We start from the raw sequence: 18,510 nt of genomic DNA, 5'->3' as shown, positions 1-18,510 counted from the left end.
CCGACGGGGCGACACGCATGACGCCCGCTCAGCCCTGCTCCAGAAGCACCGCGCGCGGGACGGAGGCGAATTCCCGGCTCCACAGCAGCCACAGCACCGCCGTCATCGCCAGCACCAGCGCCCAGCCCCCCAACAGCCAAGCCACGGCGCCCAGCGCAAAATACATCGCCCTGAGGCCGCGATTGAAGTTCCAGGCGGCGCGGATGTTCAGCTCCGCCGCCTGCATCGCGCGCGGCAGCGCGCGCGGGTCGCTCGCCTCGTTGGGCACCGAGGCCATCAGCACCGAGCAATAGCCGAAGATCCGGTGCGCCCAGACGAATTTGAGAAAGGCGTGGGTCAGCAACAGCGCCACCGGCAGCAGCTTGATCTGCCAAAGAACGGCGGGCTGGCGCCCCTGCCCGAACCCCTCGGCCACGCCCTGCAGCGGTTCAGTGTTGCCGATCAGCGCCAGAACCCCGCCCACGGCCAGAAGGCAGGTCGAAGCGAAGAACGAGGTTCCCTGCCGCAGGCTGCCCATGATCGTCGCGTCGAAGATCCGGTTGCCACGCTGCACGAAGGCCCGCATCCATTCGCGGCGATGCTCGGCCATCAGCACCGTCACCGACGGCCGCCGCCCCGGATGTTCGATCCGCCAGCCGATCGCCCAATAGCCCAGCCACAGGAGCGCGAGGCCCAGAAGGTCGAGAGGCGTCAGATGCGGCAGGCTGTCGAGCGGGTTCATGCTGCGCAACCTAGCCGGGGCGTGAGGCGCTTGCCATGGGGGAGGTTTGGTTATATTTCTTTACCAATCCGCGAAGCCTCCCTTGCGGCACAGGAGATGTTCCATGCAGATGCCATCCCCCGACGCCAAGATCATGGCGAAGAAGGCACAGGTCGTGCAGCGCCTCACCGAGGTCCTGGGGGCGCGTGGCGTGATCCACGACCCGGCCGAGACCCGCGCCTATGAGTGCGACGCGCTGACCGCCTATCGTTGCCCGCCGCTCTGCGTCGTGCTGCCCGCCACAACCGAGGAAGTCTCGGCGGCGCTCAGGGTGTGCCACGAGGAGAACGTGCCGGTGGTGCCGCGCGGCTCGGGCACCTCGCTCGCCGGTGGCGCGTTGCCCACCGCCGATTCGGTGATCCTCGGCGTCTCGCGGATGAACCGCGTGCTGGAGATCGACACAGATGACCGGATCATCCGTGTCCAGACCGGGCGCACCAATCTGAGCGTGACGGGCGCGGTCGAGGAGCTGGGCTTCTTCTATGCCCCCGACCCGTCGAGCCAGCTCGCCTGCGCGATCGCCGGCAACATCGCGATGAATTCGGGCGGCGCGCATTGCCTGAAATACGGGGTGACGACCAACAACCTGCTCGGCGTGACCATGGTCCAGATGGACGGCACCGTGATCGAGATCGGCGGCGCGCATATGGATGCGGGCGGGCTCGACCTGCTGGGCGTGATCTGCGGCTCGGAAGGTCAACTCGGCGTCGTGACCGAAGCCACGTTGCGGATCCTGCCCAAGCCCGAAGGCGCGCTGCCGGTGATGATGGGCTATGACAGCGCCGAGGCGGCGGGCGCCTGCGTGGCCGACATCATCAAGGCCGGCGTGCTGCCCGTCGCCATCGAATACATGGATCGCCCCTGCATCCGCGCCTGCGAGGCCTTCGCCAAGGCCGGCTATCCCGACTGCGAGGCGCTGCTGATCGTCGAGGTCGAGGGCTCGGCCGACGAGATCAGTTACCAGCTCGACACCATCCTGAAGATCGCCCGCGACCACGACCCCGTGGAAATCCGCGCGGCGCAGGACTCCGACGAGGCGGCGCGGATCTGGCTGGGGCGCAAATCGGCTTTCGGCGCCATGGGGCAGATCAATGACTACATGTGCCTCGACGGCACGATTCCGGTCTCGGCCCTGCCTGAGGTACTGAAGCGCATCGGCGAGTTGAGCGACCAGTATGGCCTCGGCGTCGCCAACGTGTTCCACGCCGGTGACGGCAACATGCATCCGCTGATCCTGTTCGATGCGAACAAGGAGGGCGATCTGGAGAAATGCGAGGAGATGGGCGCCGACATCCTGCGGCTCTGCGTCGAGGTGGGCGGTTGCCTCACCGGCGAGCACGGGGTCGGCGTCGAGAAGCGCGACCTAATGAGCGTGCAGTTCGCCCGCGAGGATCTCGAGGCGCAGATGAAGGTGAAGGACGTGTTCGATCCGAAATGGCTCCTCAACCCGGCCAAGGTCTTTCCGCTCGACGTCAGCGAAGGGCGGCGGGCATGATCCGGCCGGCATCCGAGGCCGAGCTGGCCGAGGCGGTGCGCGCGGCGCACGGGCCGATCTCGGTGCGCGGCGGCGGCACGCGCGGGCCCCTGCCCGCGGGCGAGGCGCTGACCACCTCGGGCCTGACCGGCATCACCCTGCACGACCCGGCGGCGCTGACGCTGGTGGCGCGGGCCGGCACCCCGGTCGAGGAGATCGAGGCGGCGCTGGCCGAGGCGAACCAGCGCCTCGCCTTCGAGCCGATGGACCATCGCGGCCTCCTTGGCACGACCGGCACGCCGACCATCGGCGGCGTCGTCGCGGCCAACGTCTCGGGGCCGCGCCGGATGCAAGTGGGGGCCGCGCGCGATCACCTGCTCGGGCTGCGCTTCGTCGATGGCGAAGGGACCATCGTCAAGAATGGCGGCCGGGTTATGAAGAACGTCACCGGCTACGACCTCGCCCGGCTGGTCGCCGGCAGCCGGGGTGCACTGGGCGTGATCACCGAGGTTGCCCTCAAGGTGCTGCCCGGCACCGAGACCTGCGCCAATCTCGTGGCCCGCGGGCTCGACGACGCCGCGGCGGTGCGCGCCATGTCGGCGGCGCTCGGCACGCCCTTCGAGGTGTCCGGCGCGGCGCATGACCCGCATGCCGAGGGCGGGCCGCGCACCGTGCTCAGGATCGAGGGCTTCGCGCCATCCGTCGCTTATCGCTGCAAGGCGCTGGCCGAGCGGCTGGCCCCGCATGGCGACTGGGAGATCGAGACCGACCGCGAGGCGGTGCTGGCCGAATGGCGCGGCATCCGCGACGTCGCCCCCTTCCACGGAGAGCAAGGCGATGTATGGCGCGTCTCGGTGCGGCCAAGCCAAGCCGCCGACCTCGTCGCCAGAGCCGGGGCCAAGCGCGCCTTCTACGACTGGGGCGGCGGGCTGATCTGGCTGCTGACCGCGGAAGGCGACGATCTGCGCGCGAAGCTCGGCCGCTATGACGGCCATGCGACGCTCCTGCGCGCCACGCCCGAGACCCATGCGAAGCTTCACACGCTCCAGCCCGAACCGCTGGCACTGCAGGCGCTGACCCGCGGCCTGCGCGAGACATTCGACCCGCGCGGCATCCTCGCCGCCTGACGGAGACCCCATGCAGACCAATTTCACGCCTGCGCAGCTGCGCGATCCCAAGACCGCCGAGGCCAATGCGATCCTGCGCTCCTGCGTGCATTGCGGCTTCTGCACCGCGACCTGTCCGACCTACCAGGTGCTGGGCGACGAGCTGGATTCGCCGCGCGGCCGGATCTACCTGATCAAGGACATGCTCGAGAACGAGCGCATCCCCGACGACAAGACGGTCACCCATCTCGACCGCTGCCTCGGTTGCCTCGCCTGCATGACCACCTGTCCCTCGGGGGTGCATTACGGCCACCTGATCGACCAGGCGCGCGGCTATATCGAAAAGAACTACGAACGCCCGCCGATGGACCGCTTCCTGCGTTGGGTGCTGTCGCGGATCCTGCCCTATCCGGGCCGGTTCCGGCTGGCGCTGCTCGCGGCCCGGATCGGCAAGCCCTTCAAGGGGCTGATGCCGGACAAGCGGCTGCGCGCGATGCTCGAGATGGCGCCCGCCAAGCTTCCGCCGGTGTCGCGCAACGACGACCCGCAGGTGTTTCCGGCCAAGGGCGAGCGGCGGATGCGCGTCGGCCTGTCGATCGGCTGCGCCCAGCGCGCTCTGGACACGGATATCAACGACTCGACGATCCGGCTTCTCACCCGGCTCGGCTGCGAGGTGGTGATCCCCGAGGGCGTCGGCTGCTGCGGCGCGCTGACCGAGCATATGGGCAAGCACGACGAGGCGCGCGGCACTGCGGCCAAGCTGATCCGCTCCATGGCCTCGATCGAGGGGCTCGACGCGGTGGTGATCAACACCTCCGGCTGCGGCACCACGATGAAGGATTACGGCCACATGTTCGCGGGCCACGAGCTGGAGGCCGAAGCCACGCGGATCGGCGGGCTGTGCCGCGACGTGACCGAGGTCGTGGCCGAGCTGGGCCTGCCTAAGCTGGTCAAGGCCGAACCGGTGCGCGTCGCCTATCATGCCGCCTGCTCGCTGCAGCACGGCCAGAAGCTCAAGGCCGGACCGAAGGCGCTGCTGAAGCAGGTCGGCTTCGAGGTGCTGGAGCCGGCGGACAGCCATCTGTGCTGCGGCTCGGCGGGCACCTACAACCTGATGCAGCCCGAGATTTCGGCCGAACTGCGCAACCGCAAGGTCGAGACGCTCGAAGTGCTGAAACCGCAGCTGATCGCCGCCGGCAATATCGGCTGCATGATGCAGATCGGCCGTGGCACCGACATCCCGGTGGTGCATTCGGTGCAGCTTCTCGATTGGGCGACGGGGGGTCCACAACCGTCCGCGATTTCGGAACAATTCGCTTGATGGGGCTTTGAAGCGGTCGCGCGCTGTCCTAGTCTCGCGCATGGGTCGCACGCTTTCTGAGCGACCATGACGGGAGGAGTGATGCGCCAAGCCATCGCGATCGCCTTGCTGGTACTGGTGGCGCTGTCGCTGCCGGTGCGCGCCGACCGGCACGATCTCGTGGAGATGGTGACCGGCGACGACGCCCGCGGCTGGGAGGGCGTGGGCCGGCTCGACCTCGGCGGGCGCGGATTCTGTACCGGAGCGCTGATCGCGCCGGACCTCGTGCTCACCGCGGCGCATTGCCTCTATGACCGGGACAGCGGCGCCCGCATCGACCCCACCGAGATCGAGTTCAAGGCCGGGATGCGCAACGGACGGGCGCTGGCCTATCGCGGCGTGCGCCGGGCGCTGCAGCCCGAGGGCTACGCCTTCACCGGCGCGGGCTCAGGCGCGGCCAGCCCCGAAGACGTGGCATTGCTGGAACTGGCCCAGCCGATCCGCTCCGCCCGCATCGCCCCCTTCGAGACGGTGCGCGGCATCGCGGCGGGCGCGCAGGTAGGCGTCGTCTCCTACGCGCATGACCGCGCCGAAGCGCCCTCGCTGCAGGAGACTTGCGACGTGCTCGGCGAGGAGAACGGCCTGCTGGTGATGGGCTGCGACGTCGATTACGGCTCTTCGGGATCGCCGGTCTTCAGCTTCGAGAACGGCGTCGCCCGGATCGTGTCGGTGATCTCGGCCAAGGCGGAGATGGATGGCCGCAACGTCGCCATCGGCGTGGCGCTCGACCGCCCCCTGCCTGATTTGCGGGCGCGCATGGCGCAGCGGGTCGGCGCCTTCGGCGGGCTGTCCTCCAACCAGGTCCGGGTGGTCGGCGCGGGACAGCGCACCGAGACCGGCGCGCGCTTCGTGCGTCCCTGATTTCGCCCGCAAAATCCCGCCAAGCGGGACTTGAAACCCCGAAAACTCTCCCCCACATCCCTGTCACGGAGCGCCGATCCGGGCTCCGCAAAACACGGCCTGTCCCACCCGGGAAGGCCACCACGACGTTATCGCTTGAGACAGAGGATGACCAACATGCGTACGTTCGATCTTGCCCCGCTCTACCGTGCCACCGTGGGCTTCGATCAGGTTGCCGACCTGATGGACCGCGTGCTCGCCGGTGAGACCGCCACGAATAACTACCCGCCCTACAACATCGAAAAGACCGACGAGAGCGCCTGGCGCATCTCGATCGCCGTCGCCGGCTTCGGTGCCGACGACCTCGCCGTCGAGGTCCGCGAGAACGCGCTGATCGTCACCGCTCGCAAGTCGGAGGATGACCAGGAAGGCCGCACCTTCCTGCATCGCGGCATCGCGACGCGCGCCTTCGAGCGCCGTTTCCATCTCGCCGACCATGTGAAGGTGACGGGCGCCAGCCACCTCGATGGCATGCTGCACATCGACCTGGTGCGCGAGGTCCCGGAGGCGCTGAAGCCGCGCCGCATCGAGATCTCGAGCCAGAAGCCGCAGAACGCCAACCTGATCGAGGAGAAGTCGGTCAACTGATCGGCCGGAACTCCAGCCGGCCGTGCAGGGTACGGCCGGCCGGTGAGGCGCCGGTCGCGACCGTGCCGTGCGAGGGCGCGGGTCCGAAAGGGCCCGCGCCTTTCATGTCATGGGCGCCGGTTCAGAACCGCAGCGTGTAGTTGTCGCCGACATCCGGCTTGGCTTCGCGCACCGCCTTGGCCTTGGCGATCTGGAACAGGAAGGCCGCCGAGCTGGTGGTGGTCGTCCAGATCTCAGCCTCGCGAAGCCGCAGGCACAAAAGCCGCACATCCGGATCGTCGCGCCCGTCGTCGAACCAGCTTGCCGCGACCCCGTTCCAGACCTCGTCGAGCTTGGCCTTGTCATGGCTCAGCTCCAGCGTGCCATGGGCGTGGGCATAGAGCCCGTGCTTGTCCGAGGAGACCGAGAACAGCGCATCGCGCGGTCCGGCCTCGACGGCATTGGTCAGTTCCTCGCCATGCGCGGCGATGAACCACAGGCACCCGGCCTCGGCATCGACGTGGTGGCTCATCGGCACCAGCCGGTCGGTGCCCTTGATGCCAACCATGCCGGCGCGCAGATCGGCCAGCCGGTCCCAGAACTGCTTCACGCGCTGTTCGTTGCTTTGCTCGCTCATGTCTCGTCCCAATCTCTGGACGGGCGGCCACGATGCCGCCGCCCGCTTCGAGACCGCAACGATGCGAAGCAGACGCGGTTCCGTCAGTGCGCGAGCGCCCAGTTCGGCCCCTGCCCGGCCTCGGCAGCGAGGTGCACGTCGAGATGCACCGCCGGATGGGCCGCACCCTCCATTACCTCCCGGGCGATCGGAATCAGCGTCTCGGCCTCGGCCTCGTCCACCTCGAACAGCAATTCGTCGTGGACCTGCAACAGCATGCGCGCCGAGGGGACCGAGGCGATGGCCTCGTCCATGCGGATCATCGCGCGGCGGATGATGTCGGCCGCGGTGCCCTGGATCGGGGCGTTGATCGCGGCGCGCTTGGCAAAGCCCGCGCTCGGGCCCTTGGCGTTGATCTCGGGCGTGTTGATCCGCCGCCCGAACAGCGTCTGCACGTAGCCATTGGCCTTCGCGAAGGCCGTGGTCTCGTCCATGTAGGCGCGGATACCGGGGAAGCGCTCGAAGTAACGGTCGATGAAGCCCTGCGCCTGATCGCGCGGGATCCGCAGGTTGCGGGCGAGGCCGAAGCCCGAGATGCCGTAGATCACCCCGAAATTGATCGCCTTGGCCTGTCGACGGATCTCGGGCGTCATCTCGTCGAGCGGCACGTTGAACATCTCGGACGCGGTGGCGGCGTGGATGTCCTGCCCCTCCCGGAACGCCTGCTTGAGCGCCTCGATATCGGCCATGTGGGCGAGAATGCGCAGTTCGATCTGGGAGTAGTCGAGCGAGACGAGCGTGCGGCCCTTCGGCGCGACGAAGGCCTCGCGGATGCGGCGGCCCTCCTCGGTACGGATCGGGATGTTCTGCAGGTTCGGGTCGGTCGAGGCGAGGCGGCCGGTGTTGGCGCCTGCGATCGAATACGACGTGTGCACCCGCCCCGTCTCGGGGTGGATGTGTTCCTGCAGGCTGTCGGTATAGGTCGATTTGAGCTTGGAGATTTGCCGCCAGTCGAGCACGAGGCGCGGCAGCTCGTGCTCGGTGGCGAGATCTTCGAGGATGTCGGCCCCCGTCGCATAGGCCCCGGTCTTGCCCTTCTTGCCGCCGGGCAGGCCGAGATCGTCGAACAAGATCTCGCCCAGCTGCTTGGGAGAACCTACGTTGAAGGGCCGCCCGGCCTTGGCGTGGATCTCTGCCTCCAGCCCCGCCATCTTCTGCGCGAAGGCGTTGGACATGCGCGACAGCACCTCGCGGTCGACCTGTACGCCCGCTCGCTCCATCTGCGCCAGCACCGGCACCAGCGGCCGCTCCAGCGTTTCGTAGACGGTGGTGACGCGGGTCTTGTGCAGCTCGGGCTTGAAGCGCTTCCACAGGCGCAGCGTGATGTCGGCGTCCTCGGCCGCGTATTTCACCGCCTCTTCGATGCCGACGCGATCGAAGGTCACGGCGGATTTGCCAGTGCCGATCACCTGCTTGATCGGGATCGGGAGATGGCCGAGGTAACGCTCGGACAGGGTGTCCATGCCGTGATTGTGCAACCCCGCATGCATCGCATAGCTCAGCAGCATCGTGTCGTCGAAAGGGGCGATGTCGATCCCGAGACCGGCGAAGATCTTCAGGTCGTATTTCATGTTCTGGCCGATCTTGAGGATCGAGGCATCCTCCAGAACCGGCTTCAGCATCGCCAGCGCCTCCTCCATCGGCATCTGCCCGTCGCAGAGCTTGGCGCCGCCGAACAGGTCGTCGCCGCCCTCGCTGTGGCACAGCGGAATGTAGCAGGCATGACCGGGCGTCAGCGCCAGTGAGATGCCGACGAGCTCCGCCCGCATCTCGTCGAGGCTCGTCGTTTCGGTGTCGGCGGCGACATGGCCCAGCTCGTAGATCGCATCGATCCAGAGCTGCAGTTCGTCGCGCGTCGCCACCTTGTGATAGGCGGCGTGATCGAAGGGCGCCTCGGGCTCGGGCGCGGTCTCCTCGGCGGCGGCGGGGGCCGTGTCGGGCACGGCGGGCGCCTCGGTGCCGAGCTTTTCGGCCACGCGGCGGGTGATGGTGCGGAACTCCATCTCGGCGAGGAAGCCCAGCAGCACCTCGGGATCCGGTTCGCGGATCTCCAGATCGTCGAGCGAGAAATCGAGCGGGCAGTCGCAATCGAGCGCGACGAGCTGCTTGGACAGGCGGATCTGCTTCTCGTGCTCGATCAGGGTCTGGCGGCGCTTGGGCTGCTTGATCTCGCCCGCGCGCTCCAGAAGCGTCTCGAGATCGCCGAACTCGTTGATCAAGAGCGCGGCGGTCTTGATGCCGATGCCCGGCGCGCCGGGCACGTTGTCGACCGAATCGCCGGCCAGCGCCTGCACGTCGACGACGCGGTCGGGCCAGACGCCGAATTTCTCGAACACGCCGTCGCGGTCGATGCGGCGATTCTTCATCGGGTCGAGCATCTCGACCCCGTCGCCGACCAGCTGCATCAGGTCCTTGTCCGAGGAGATGATCGTAACCCGCCCGCCCGCGTCGCGCGCCTGGCACGACAGCGCCGCGATGATGTCGTCGGCCTCGAAGCCTTCCTTCTCCTTGCAGGCGATGTTGAACGCCTCGGTGGCGCGCCGCGTCAGAGGGATCTGCGGCCGCAGATCCTCGGGCATCGCCTCGCGGTTGGCCTTGTAGAGATCGTAGAGATCGTTGCGGAAGGTGTGCGAGCCCTTGTCGAAGATCACCGCGACATGGGTGGCGGCATCGGGGCCGGTGTTGCCGTCGATGTAGCGCTGCAGCATGTTGACGAAGCCCGACACCGCGCCGACCGGCAGCCCGTCGGACTTGCGCGTCAGCGGCGGCAGCGCGTGGTACGCGCGGAAGATGAAGGCCGAGCCGTCGATCAGGTGCAAGTGGCACCCTTTGCCGAATTGCGTCATGCCCGCGTCCCCTCTTGCGATGTCGCGTGTCTGTCTAGCCGAAACCTTGCCGGGTTTCGGAGAAATTTCGTCAGTGCTGTCCGGGAGTGGCCCGCCTTAGCGGGTCTCGTTCTCCTGCCCCGAGCGGTCCTGCCCGCGGGTGATCTCATCGAGCCCCTCGGCGCCCTTCTCGGCGTACTCGCGATGGATGTAGCGGGCATCGCAATAGGAGCAGTCGACCCAGCCGGTGTCGTGCGGGATCATCAGCCAGACGCGGGGGTGGCCGAGACCCGCGCTGCCGCCGTCGCAGGCGATGCGCCAGGTGTCGACGATCTTGGTCTCGGGCGCGGGAAGTGTCATGAGGGGCCTTGCCTTGCAAACGGGAGCGGCCGGGCATGGACCCGGCCTCGAACGCGCTACATTCTAGCCGCCCCGCCCGCAGGGACAAGACGCGAAAGGACCCGAGCCATGACCGACGCCGCCATCGAGATCACCGGCCTGAAGAAGACCTATGCGCCCAGCGCCAAGTCCCCGGCCAAGGTCGCGCTCGACGGCGTCGACCTGACCGTGCCGGCGGGCTCGATCTTCGGCCTGCTCGGCCCCAATGGCGCGGGCAAGTCGACCATGATCAACATCATGGCCGGGCTGGTGCTCAAGAGCGCCGGGAACGTGAAGATCTGGGGCTTCGACCAGGACGTGAACCCGCGCCAGTCGCGCGCCGCGATCGGGGTGATGCCGCAGGAACTGGTGCTCGACCCGTTCTTCACGCCACGCGGCGCGCTCGATGTGCAGGCCGGGCTCTGGGGCGTGCCCAAGTCGCAGCGTCGGACCATGGAGCTGCTGGATCTCGTCGGCCTCGCCGACAAGGCCGACGCCTATGCCCGCTCGCTCTCGGGCGGCATGCGGCGACGGCTGCTGCTCGCGAAGGCGCTGGTGCATTCGCCGCGCGTGCTGGTGCTCGACGAGCCGACGGCGGGGGTCGACATCGAGCTGCGCAACATGCTGTGGCGCAACGTGCGTCGCCTCAACGAGCAGGGCACGACGATCATCCTGACGACCCATTACCTCGAAGAGGCGCAGGAGATGTGCGACGAGATCGCGATCATCGACCAGGGCCGGGTGATCACCCGCGACACCACGGCCAATCTGGTGGGTCGGGTCGGCGCCAAGACTCTGGTCGTGACGCCGGACGGCCCGGCCCAGATCCCGGCCCTGCCCGAGGGCGTCAGCGTCAGCGAGCGGCCCGGCGGGACCTTGGCCTTCGGCTACGACGCGCGGGTGATGGGTGCGGGCACCGTGCTCGATGCGATCCGTGCGGGCGGCATGCGGATCGCCGACGTGCGCACCGAGGAGGCGGATCTGGAGGACGTGTTCCTGCAGCTGACCTCCAAGGCGCGGGAACCCTCCTCCGCCGCCTGAGGTTGGCCCTCCGCTGATTACGGAGGCCGCATGGAAGAAGAGACCCAGACCGCACCGCGCGAGGATGTCGACAGCCTCGCGGCCGTCGATGCCGACACCGGCAACATCTTCGAGAAGCTCGACGCATGGGCGGACGGTTTCTTCAGGCTGCTGCCGAACATCGCGGTGGCGCTGGTCCTGTTGGTCGTCTTCTGGTTTCTCGCGCGGGGCGTGGCGGCGCTGGTGCGCCGCTCAGGCCGGGCGCGCGGACGCGACAATCTGGGCGATGTGGGCGCGAGCCTGCTGCGCTGGCTGGTGATGATCCTGGGCGTCATGCTCGCCGTCACCATCGTCGCCCCTTCGATCTCGCCGGGCGATCTCTTCGCCGGTCTCGGCATCGGCTCGGTGGCGATCGGCTTCGCCTTCAAGGACATCCTCCAGAACATGCTGGCGGGCATCCTGATCCTGGTGCGCCAGCCCTTCGAGGTCGGCGACCAGATCGTCTCGGGCGGACATGAGGGCACGGTCGAGCGGATCGAGACCCGCGCCACCCTGATCAAGACCTATGACGGCCGCCGCGTGGTGATCCCGAATGCCGACATCTACACCGACGCCGTGGTGGTCAACACAGCCTTCGACAAGCGCCGGTCGCAATACGACGTGCTGATCGGCTGCTCCGACGATTTCGACGAGGCTTGCCGCATCATGATCGAGGCCGCGCAGGGTTGCGAGGGCGTGCTCTCCGACCCGGCGCCCGAGGCGATCCCGTGGGGCATGGATGCAGACGGCAACACGGTGCGGCTGCGCTGGTGGACGGATTCGAAGCGCTCGGACGTGGTGCATGTCTGGGGCCGGGTGATCCGAGATGTCTACAACGCGCTGAACGCGGCGGGGGTCGACCTGCCCTATCCGACCCGGATGGTGCTGTTCCACGACCAGACCGAAGCCACCGACGGCGACCGCACCGCCCAGCGCGAGGGCTGGCCCGCGAAGGGCGACAGCCCCGAGGCGCGCCGCATCGCCGACGCGATCCGCACGGCCGCGACGCGGGGCTGACCCGCCACCCCTTGATGCTGCGGCGGGGCGGTGCCCCGCCCGGCCTCAGCCGCGTTCCAGCATCCGACCCAAGGGGCGTCCGCCGAGGATGTGCACATGGAAATGCGGCACCTCCTGTACCCCATGGGCGCGGGCATTGGTGATGGCGCGGAAGCCCTCCTCGACGCCGGCCTTCTCGCAGACGGCCGCCACGGTGCGGTTGAAATCGATGATCTCCGCGTCGGAAGCGTCGCGCGCGAAATGGTCGTAGCTGACATAGGCCCCCTTGGGGATCACCAGCATATGCACCGGCGCCTGCGGCGCGATGTCCTCGAAGGCGAGCGTGTGCTCGGTTTCGAGAAAGGTCTTGTTGGGGATCTCGCCGCGCAGGATCTTAGCGAAGATGTTTCCGTCGTCGTAGTCGAAGCGCATCGCTTCCTCCTCAGTCATCGAACAGATGCGGCGTCCGGGCGATATCCCCCGCCAGCTCGGCCGGCACGTCGAGAAACGCCTGCAGCGCTCTGGAGTTGTCCTCCGTCGGCGCCCCCGCGACAAGCCGGTAATGCCCGGCAAAACCGGCCTCCCGCAGATTGCGGATCTCGGCCTCGAGATGCTGGCGCAGCGTCGGTATCAGCAGATCGAGCCCTGACTCGCTCTCGCCGGCAAGGCCGGTGCGCATCGCGTGTCGGCGCAATTGCTGGTCGTCGAGCGCGGCCTCGATCTCCAGAAGCCGCACCGTGGCCCGGTCGCCGGACAGGTCGCGGATCAGCTCCAGACGCCCCGGATCGACGCAGATCACCATCCGCTCGACCCCCAGCACCTCGTAGAGCACGCGCAGCAGCGCCCGCCGGTGGCGGCCCCGCTTTTCCAACCCGCGTTCGAGCCCGCCGAGATCGGGCAGCGGGCAATCCTCTTCGTCGAACAGATAGTCGAGCGCGGCCATCGAAGTGTGATGCTTGATCGAGCCGACCAGCCGCTTGGCGAGTTCGCGCTTGTGCGCGACCACCAACATCAACTCGCGCCCGGCGCCGATCGTGCCCCCCTCCTCCCAGGCGCGGCGACCGAACCGCTGACCGATCCGGCCCCGCCCGGTGAGGAAGCGGTGCAGTTGCCGCCCGTCGCCGCCCTGCGGAAAATCGCGCCGCCCGGAGGTCCACAGATCCGCGAGCCGTGGCCTGAGACGGGTGGCATTCGGGCTGATCTTGCGCGCGAACAGCGCGTCCTGGCCCAGCAGCAGGCCGTAATGATCGTCGTGGAACGTCGCCGGCATCCCGTAATCGGTGAAGGTCAGGAAGGTCAGGCTGCGCGAGCGGATCTCCTCCCCCGGCACGAGATGGCGCACCAGCGTCTGAAACAGCGTCTCGTCCGGGATCCAGCTCCAGCGGAACAGCCGCCGCACATCCGCGCGCGCCGTGAGAAAAGCCAGTACAGCCTCCACGGTGCTGCGCCGCAGGCACCACCATTGCGAGCCGATCATCGGGCGGATGTCGTCCGGCAATCGGCGGCGGATATGCAGGCGGCGTTGCAGATCGAGGCTGGCATAGAACAGCTTCTTGCGGTCGCGCTCGTTGAACAGGTGCCAGCGGGTCAGCCGTTCCTCGACGATCCCGGTCTTGATCCAGCCACTCTCGAAGAAATCGACGCTTTCGATCCAGTCGGCGTCCTCAGCCGCCAGCAGCGCATGGGCATGCTCCGCCGACTTGATCGCCATGCAGTCTCCGGACAGCAGGTAGAAATGCGTGGCGTCCGGAAAACGCTCCAACGCCAGGCGCAGCGCCGCGATCGTGGCGGCGACGAGGCTCCAGCCGCCCCAGCCGCAGCGCTGCCGCCGCTCGACCAGTGCCACGCCCGGCTGCCCGTCGAGCCCGGCGCGCAGCCGCGCCCAATCGGCAGCCGGTGCCCGCGCGTCGAGATGCACCGCCACCGCGTCGCCCGACGCGGCGAGGCCGCGCGCTTGCGCGACGACCGCGTCGACGTCCTTGTGGCACAAGAGGATGAAGGCGATCCGCGTCATGTCCGTTCCCGATGCGCCACGCGCGCGCGGCGGGCGGCGCGTCATGTGGTTTGCGCCTTGATAGCCCGCGAAGCCGCCGCATAAACAGGGCCGGGGCCATTTCGCCGATGCTTGTGGCCCGTGCGCGGCAGGAAGCGGGAGGACGGCATGGGGTTTCCAGGCACCTGGATGACCGAGAGCGAGAGCATGGTCTACCGCGTGGTGCCCAAATGCGCCTGCTCGACCATCGGCCAGATCATGTACCGTTCGGATCACGGCCGGTTCTTCGACGGCGACATCCACGACGCGCAGGACGGGCTGCACAAATGGGGGCTCGAGCATAGTCGCGGCCCGATCGAGGCCAATGTCACCGCGCATCGAAGCCTCGTCTTCACCTGCGTACGTAACCCCTACGGGCGTATCCTGTCCTCGTTCTTCGACAAGATCTGCGGCATCCAGCGCAACGGCCGCCGCTATCGCGGCAACCTCGTGCCGATGCTGATCCAGAAATACGGGGTCGAGGTCGGCGACCCGGAGACCGGCTTCGAGTTCGACCAGATCCGCAGCTTCCGCCGCTTCCTGCTCTTCGTCCGTGACACGATCCGCTTCGGCAAGCCGATGGACCCGGACATCCATTGGTCGGCGATGTCCGGCCATGTCTCGACCCTGATCAAGGGCGGCGGGCGCTATGACATGATCCTGCATGTCGAGGATTTCGACGCAGGCATGGCGCAGGTGCTGGAACGCGCGCCGCTGCGCCACCCGGTCGATCTCGCCGCGATGCCCCGCTTCAACGAAAGCGAGGGCCACGGCCCCAAGCGCGCCCACCCGATCGAGGCGTATTTCGACGACCTCTCGCTGCATCTCGTCCGCGAGGTCTATGGCCGGGATTTCGAACTCTTCGGCTATGATATCGACGATCCTTCCCGGCGCGCGCCCCTGCGCGAGATCGATCTCGACGCCGTGCATGCCAAGCTCGGCGCCTGAGCGCCGGAACCCTGCCGCCCCTGCCCCGTTGGAGCCCCGATATGACCGATCCCACCGGAGCCGACATTCCCGCCCGCCTGCGCCGCCGTCCCGAGTTGTGGATAGTGCTGCTGTTCCTCGTCTCACTCGCGGCGCTGGGCTTCTTCCTGCTCGCCGGTGAGGTGGTCGAGGGCGACACCGCCGCCTTCGACGAGACCATCCTCCTGGCGCTGCGCACGCCCGGCGATCTGAGCGATCCCATCGGCTCGCCTTGGGTGGAGGAGATGGCGCGCGACATGACCGCGCTGGGCGGCGTCGCTTGGCTCACGCTGCTGACGCTGGGCGTGGCGGGCTACCTCGCGCTGTCGCGCCACACCCGAACCATGTGGTTCCTGCTGATCGCGATCGGCAGCGGCACGGCGCTCAGCCGCACCGCCAAGATGCTGTTCGAGCGCGCCCGCCCTGACCTCGTGCCGCATGGCTCCTATGTCTACACGGCGAGCTTTCCCTCGGGCCACACCATGCTCTCGGCGGTGACCTATCTCACCCTCGCGGTGATGCTGTCCCGGCTGGAGCCGCGCCGGGTGATCAAGGTCTACATCATGACCTGCGCGATCCTGCTGACCGGGCTGGTCGGCGCGAGCCGGGTCTATCTGGGCGTGCACTGGCCCACCGACGTGATCGCCGGCTGGACCGCCGGTGCCGGCTGGGCCGTGCTGTGCCTGCTGGTGGCGCAGTGGATGCAGCGCCGCGGCCAGATCGAGCCGGCCGAGGACGCCAAGGACTAGAGCAGGTCGGGGGCTAGAGCAGGCCCGCCTGCGCGAAGAGCTCCTTGAGATCGGCCTCGGGCCGCGCCCCGAAATGCGAGATCACCTCGGCGGCGGCGACGCAGCCCATGCGGCCCGCCGTCTCGAGATCTCGCCCGGTGGCGAGGCCGTAGAGGAAGCCGGCGGCGAAGAGATCGCCCGCGCCGGTGGCATCGACCGGCGTCACCTTGCGCACCGGCACGACCACCCGCTCCTCGCCCCGGATCAGCACCACGTCCGCACCCGAGCGGGTGCAGATCACGAGCTTGCCGTCGGTCGCGGCCCGCGTCAGCGCCTCGTCGAGGCGGCATTCATAGAGGCTTTCCCATTCGTGCTCGTTGCCGATGACGAAGTCGAGATCGCGCACCAGACGCTGGAAATCGGCGCGGTGGCGGTCGGCGCAGAACGGGTCCGACAGCGCGATGCCGGCCATGCCGCCGCCTTTCTGGGTCAGCCCGGCGGCGCGCTCGAAGGCCTGCTTGCCCTTGGGCTTGTCGTAGAGATAGCCCTCGAGGAAAAGGATCCCCGCCTGCCCCGCCACTTCGTCGGCGACGTCGTCGGGGCCAAGCTCGGCCGAAATGCCGAGATAGGTGTTCATCGACCGCTCGCCATCCGGGCTCACGAAGATCATCGAGCGCGAGGTCGGCAGCTCGCCCCCTTCCACCGGTGGGTTGGCAAATCGCGTGCCGCCCGCCTCCATGCTCTCAGCATAGAACCGGCCCAACGCGTCGTCGCGCACCCGCCCAATGAAGGCCGTGTCGAGCCCGAGGATGCCAAGGCCCGCGATCGTGTTGGCGACCGAACCGCCGGGCGCTTGGCGGCGGTCTTCCATTGCGCCGTAGAGCGTCTCGCCGCGCTCGCGCTCGACCAGCTGCATGATGCCCTTCTCGATGCCCATCAGGTCGAGGAAGCTGTCATCGGCCTGCGCGAACACGTCGACGATGGCGTTGCCGATTCCGAGAATGGTGGGGGTGCTCATAGGGTTTTTTCCTCGTAGAGGCACAGATCGCGGATCGGACAGGCCGGGCATTTTGGCTTGCGCGCCACGCAGATGTAGCGCCCGTGCAGGATCAGCCAGTGATGCGCGTGGCCCTGCCAGCGCGCGGGAATGTGGTCCTCGATACCGCGCTCGACGGCGTCCACATCCTTGCCCGGCGCGATGCCGGTGCGGTTGCAGACCCGGAAGATATGGGTGTCCACCGCCTGCGCGGGATGCTTCCACCACATGTTGAGCACGACATTCGCCGTCTTGCGCCCGACACCCGGCAACGAGACGAGCGCGGCGCGCGAGGAAGGCACCTCGCCGCCGAAGCGCTCGACCAGAATCTCGCTCATGCGGATCACGTTCTTCGCCTTGTTGCGAAAAAGGCCGATCGTCTTGATGTGCTCGATCAGCCCCTCCTCGCCCAGCGCCAGCATCTTCTGCGGCGTGTCGGCGATCTCGAACAGCTTCTTCGTCGCCTTGTTGACGCCGGCATCCGTGGCCTGCGCCGAGAGTGCCACGGCGACCAGCAGCGTGTAGGCGTTGATATGGTCGAGTTCGCCCTTCGGCTCGGGCTCGGCCGCGTGCAGTCGGGTGAAGATCTCGTCGATCTCGTGATAGTCGAGCTGGCGGGTCATCGCGCTTCTATGCCCGCCCGCGCCTGCGCCGGCAAGACCGGCGGCCCGCGCCTGACCCCGCGCCGCTATGCGCAGCTTCCGGGTCGCGTGGCGCCGCCGCGCCGCCTATCCTCGGCGCATGGAACAGAGCCAAGCCTATCACTACGGCGTCATGCGCCGCGCCCTCGACGAGATCGACGCCGCAGCGGCGCCGCTCGCGCTGGACGACCTCGCGGCGCGGATGGAGATGTCGCCCGCGCATTTCCAGCGCGTCTTCTCGGCATGGGTCGGGGTATCGCCCAAGCGCTACCAGCAATATCTCGCGCTCGGCCATGCCAAGGCGCTGCTGCGCGACCGCTGCTCGACGCTTGAGACGGCGCAGGCGGTGGGGCTGTCGGGCACCGGGCGCCTGCACGACCTGTTCCTGCGATGGGAAGCGATGAGCCCCGGCGATTACGGCGCGGGCGGCGCGGGGCTGGTGATCCGGCACGGCGTCTTCGACAGCCCCTTCGGCCAGGCGGTGGCGATGGGCACCGATCGCGGGCTGTGCGGTTTGGGCTTTGCCGCCGAAACCGGGATCGAGGCGACCTTCGAAGATCTGCGGGCCCGCTGGCCCGCCGCCGAATTCCACCCGGACGCGGCGGCGCTGGCACCGTGGGTCGAGGCTGCCTTCTCGGGGCGCGGCGAGGCGCGGGTCGCGCTGATCGGCGCGCCCTTCGCGATCAAGGTCTGGCAGGCGCTGCTCGAGGTGCCCACTGGCCATGTCACCACCTATAGCGACATCGCCGCCCGCATCGGCGCGCCACGCGCGGTCCGGGCGGCGGCGAGCGCGGTCGGCCGCAACCCGGTGAGCTGGTTGATCCCCTGCCATCGGGCGCTGCGGAAATCCGGCGAGCTCGGCGGCTATCACTGGGGGCTTCCGGTCAAGCGGGCGATGCTGGCTTGGGAGGCGGCGCGGGCCGAGGCCTGAGGCAGATCGGCCACAGCCCGATTGGTTCCCGAACAAGGCGGAACCTGCCTATCAAAGCGTCGTTATTGCATAGCA

At 68.2% G+C, this 18,510-nt stretch carries 17 protein-coding genes and 1 pseudogene; 10 read left to right on the top strand and 8 right to left on the bottom strand.

Annotation, left to right across the window (positions count from 1 at the left end):
• Nucleotides 1-28: 28 nt before the first annotated feature.
• Nucleotides 29-721 (bottom strand): DUF599 domain-containing protein, encoded by a 693-nt coding sequence (locus tag FHS00_RS11420; protein ID WP_183473423.1) that lies wholly within the window; start codon nt 719-721, stop codon nt 29-31.
• Between the two features lie 103 nt (nt 722-824).
• On the opposite strand from FHS00_RS11420, the gene FHS00_RS11415 reads away from it, so the two are divergent.
• The 5 genes from FHS00_RS11415 (at nt 825) to FHS00_RS11395 (ending at nt 6,188) form a co-directional block, all read left to right on the top strand.
• On the top strand, nt 825-2,255 hold the full coding sequence (locus FHS00_RS11415; RefSeq protein WP_183473420.1) for an FAD-linked oxidase C-terminal domain-containing protein: 1,431 nt from the start codon (nt 825-827) through the stop codon (nt 2,253-2,255).
• Nucleotides 2,252-3,361: an FAD-binding protein gene (locus FHS00_RS11410; protein WP_183473417.1), complete on the top strand. Its 1,110-nt coding sequence runs from the start codon at nt 2,252-2,254 to the stop codon at nt 3,359-3,361. The genes FHS00_RS11415 and FHS00_RS11410 overlap by 4 nt, the downstream gene beginning before the upstream one ends.
• A 10-nt stretch (nt 3,362-3,371) precedes the next feature.
• The gene (gene glcF / locus FHS00_RS11405; RefSeq protein ID WP_183473414.1) at nt 3,372-4,661 is read left to right on the top strand and encodes a glycolate oxidase subunit GlcF; all 1,290 of its coding nucleotides are present in this window, start codon (nt 3,372-3,374) and stop codon (nt 4,659-4,661) included.
• Between the two features lie 81 nt (nt 4,662-4,742).
• Nucleotides 4,743-5,561 carry a trypsin-like serine peptidase gene (locus tag FHS00_RS11400; protein WP_183473411.1) on the top strand — a complete coding sequence of 273 codons (819 nt, stop codon included), beginning with the start codon at nt 4,743-4,745 and terminating at the stop codon, nt 5,559-5,561.
• Between the two features lie 156 nt (nt 5,562-5,717).
• On the top strand, nt 5,718-6,188 hold the full coding sequence (locus FHS00_RS11395) for an Hsp20 family protein (protein WP_183473408.1): 471 nt from the start codon (nt 5,718-5,720) through the stop codon (nt 6,186-6,188).
• Nucleotides 6,189-6,309: 121 nt separating this feature from the next.
• Here the strand turns inward: FHS00_RS11395 and FHS00_RS11390 are convergent, their stop codons facing one another.
• The 3 genes and pseudogenes from FHS00_RS11390 to FHS00_RS11380 form a co-directional block, all read right to left on the bottom strand.
• A complete protein-coding gene (locus FHS00_RS11390; protein WP_183473405.1) occupies nt 6,310-6,804 on the bottom strand; it encodes a pyridoxamine 5'-phosphate oxidase family protein in 495 nt (164 codons plus the stop codon).
• Nucleotides 6,805-6,887: 83 nt separating this feature from the next.
• Complete coding sequence (polA, locus tag FHS00_RS11385; RefSeq protein ID WP_183473402.1) at nt 6,888-9,689, bottom strand: DNA polymerase I; 2,802 nt, start codon at nt 9,687-9,689, stop codon at nt 6,888-6,890.
• Nucleotides 9,690-9,854: 165 nt separating this feature from the next.
• Nucleotides 9,855-10,028 (bottom strand): annotated as a pseudogene (locus FHS00_RS11380) (zinc-finger domain-containing protein); the annotation flags it as partial.
• Between the two features lie 108 nt (nt 10,029-10,136).
• Here FHS00_RS11380 and FHS00_RS11375 point away from each other — a divergent pair.
• Nucleotides 10,137-11,087, top strand: a complete 951-nt coding sequence (locus FHS00_RS11375; protein WP_183473397.1) for an ABC transporter ATP-binding protein — start codon at nt 10,137-10,139, stop codon at nt 11,085-11,087.
• A gap of 30 nt (nt 11,088-11,117) precedes the next feature.
• The gene (locus FHS00_RS11370) at nt 11,118-12,122 is read left to right on the top strand and encodes a mechanosensitive ion channel family protein (protein WP_183473394.1); all 1,005 of its coding nucleotides are present in this window, start codon (nt 11,118-11,120) and stop codon (nt 12,120-12,122) included.
• Between the two features lie 45 nt (nt 12,123-12,167).
• Here the strand turns inward: FHS00_RS11370 and FHS00_RS11365 are convergent, their stop codons facing one another.
• Both FHS00_RS11365 and FHS00_RS11360 read right to left on the bottom strand, forming a co-directional pair.
• Nucleotides 12,168-12,533 carry an HIT domain-containing protein gene (locus FHS00_RS11365; protein WP_183473391.1) on the bottom strand — a complete coding sequence of 122 codons (366 nt, stop codon included), beginning with the start codon at nt 12,531-12,533 and terminating at the stop codon, nt 12,168-12,170.
• Between the two features lie 10 nt (nt 12,534-12,543).
• Nucleotides 12,544-14,115: a DUF5928 domain-containing protein gene (locus FHS00_RS11360; RefSeq protein WP_183473388.1), complete on the bottom strand. Its 1,572-nt coding sequence runs from the start codon at nt 14,113-14,115 to the stop codon at nt 12,544-12,546.
• A gap of 147 nt (nt 14,116-14,262) precedes the next feature.
• Here FHS00_RS11360 and FHS00_RS11355 point away from each other — a divergent pair, with 147 nt between their 5' ends.
• Nucleotides 14,263-15,081: a sulfotransferase family protein gene (locus FHS00_RS11355; protein ID WP_183473385.1), complete on the top strand. Its 819-nt coding sequence runs from the start codon at nt 14,263-14,265 to the stop codon at nt 15,079-15,081.
• A 41-nt stretch (nt 15,082-15,122) separates the two neighbouring features.
• Nucleotides 15,123-15,848 (top strand): phosphatase PAP2 family protein, encoded by a 726-nt coding sequence (locus FHS00_RS11350; protein WP_183473382.1) that lies wholly within the window; start codon nt 15,123-15,125, stop codon nt 15,846-15,848.
• Between the two features lie 13 nt (nt 15,849-15,861).
• Here the strand turns inward: FHS00_RS11350 and FHS00_RS11345 are convergent, their stop codons facing one another.
• Together FHS00_RS11345 and nth are read right to left on the bottom strand one after the other, a co-directional pair.
• On the bottom strand, nt 15,862-16,845 hold the full coding sequence (locus FHS00_RS11345) for an adenosine kinase (protein ID WP_183473379.1): 984 nt from the start codon (nt 16,843-16,845) through the stop codon (nt 15,862-15,864).
• The gene (gene nth, locus FHS00_RS11340; RefSeq protein ID WP_183473376.1) at nt 16,842-17,486 is read right to left on the bottom strand and encodes an endonuclease III; all 645 of its coding nucleotides are present in this window, start codon (nt 17,484-17,486) and stop codon (nt 16,842-16,844) included. Before nth ends, FHS00_RS11345 begins: the two co-directional genes overlap by 4 nt.
• A gap of 118 nt (nt 17,487-17,604) precedes the next feature.
• Between nth and FHS00_RS11335 the strand changes: the two genes are divergently transcribed.
• Nucleotides 17,605-18,435, top strand: a complete 831-nt coding sequence (locus FHS00_RS11335; RefSeq protein ID WP_183473373.1) for a methylated-DNA--[protein]-cysteine S-methyltransferase — start codon at nt 17,605-17,607, stop codon at nt 18,433-18,435.
• Nucleotides 18,436-18,510 lie beyond the last annotated feature (75 nt).

The sequence above is a fragment of the Limimaricola variabilis genome (genome assembly GCF_014195545.1).
In the GTDB taxonomy this organism is placed as follows: domain Bacteria; phylum Pseudomonadota; class Alphaproteobacteria; order Rhodobacterales; family Rhodobacteraceae; genus Limimaricola; species Limimaricola variabilis.
The sequence above is the reverse complement of the archived record's forward strand: the minus strand, read 5'-3'. Positions and strand labels throughout refer to the sequence as shown.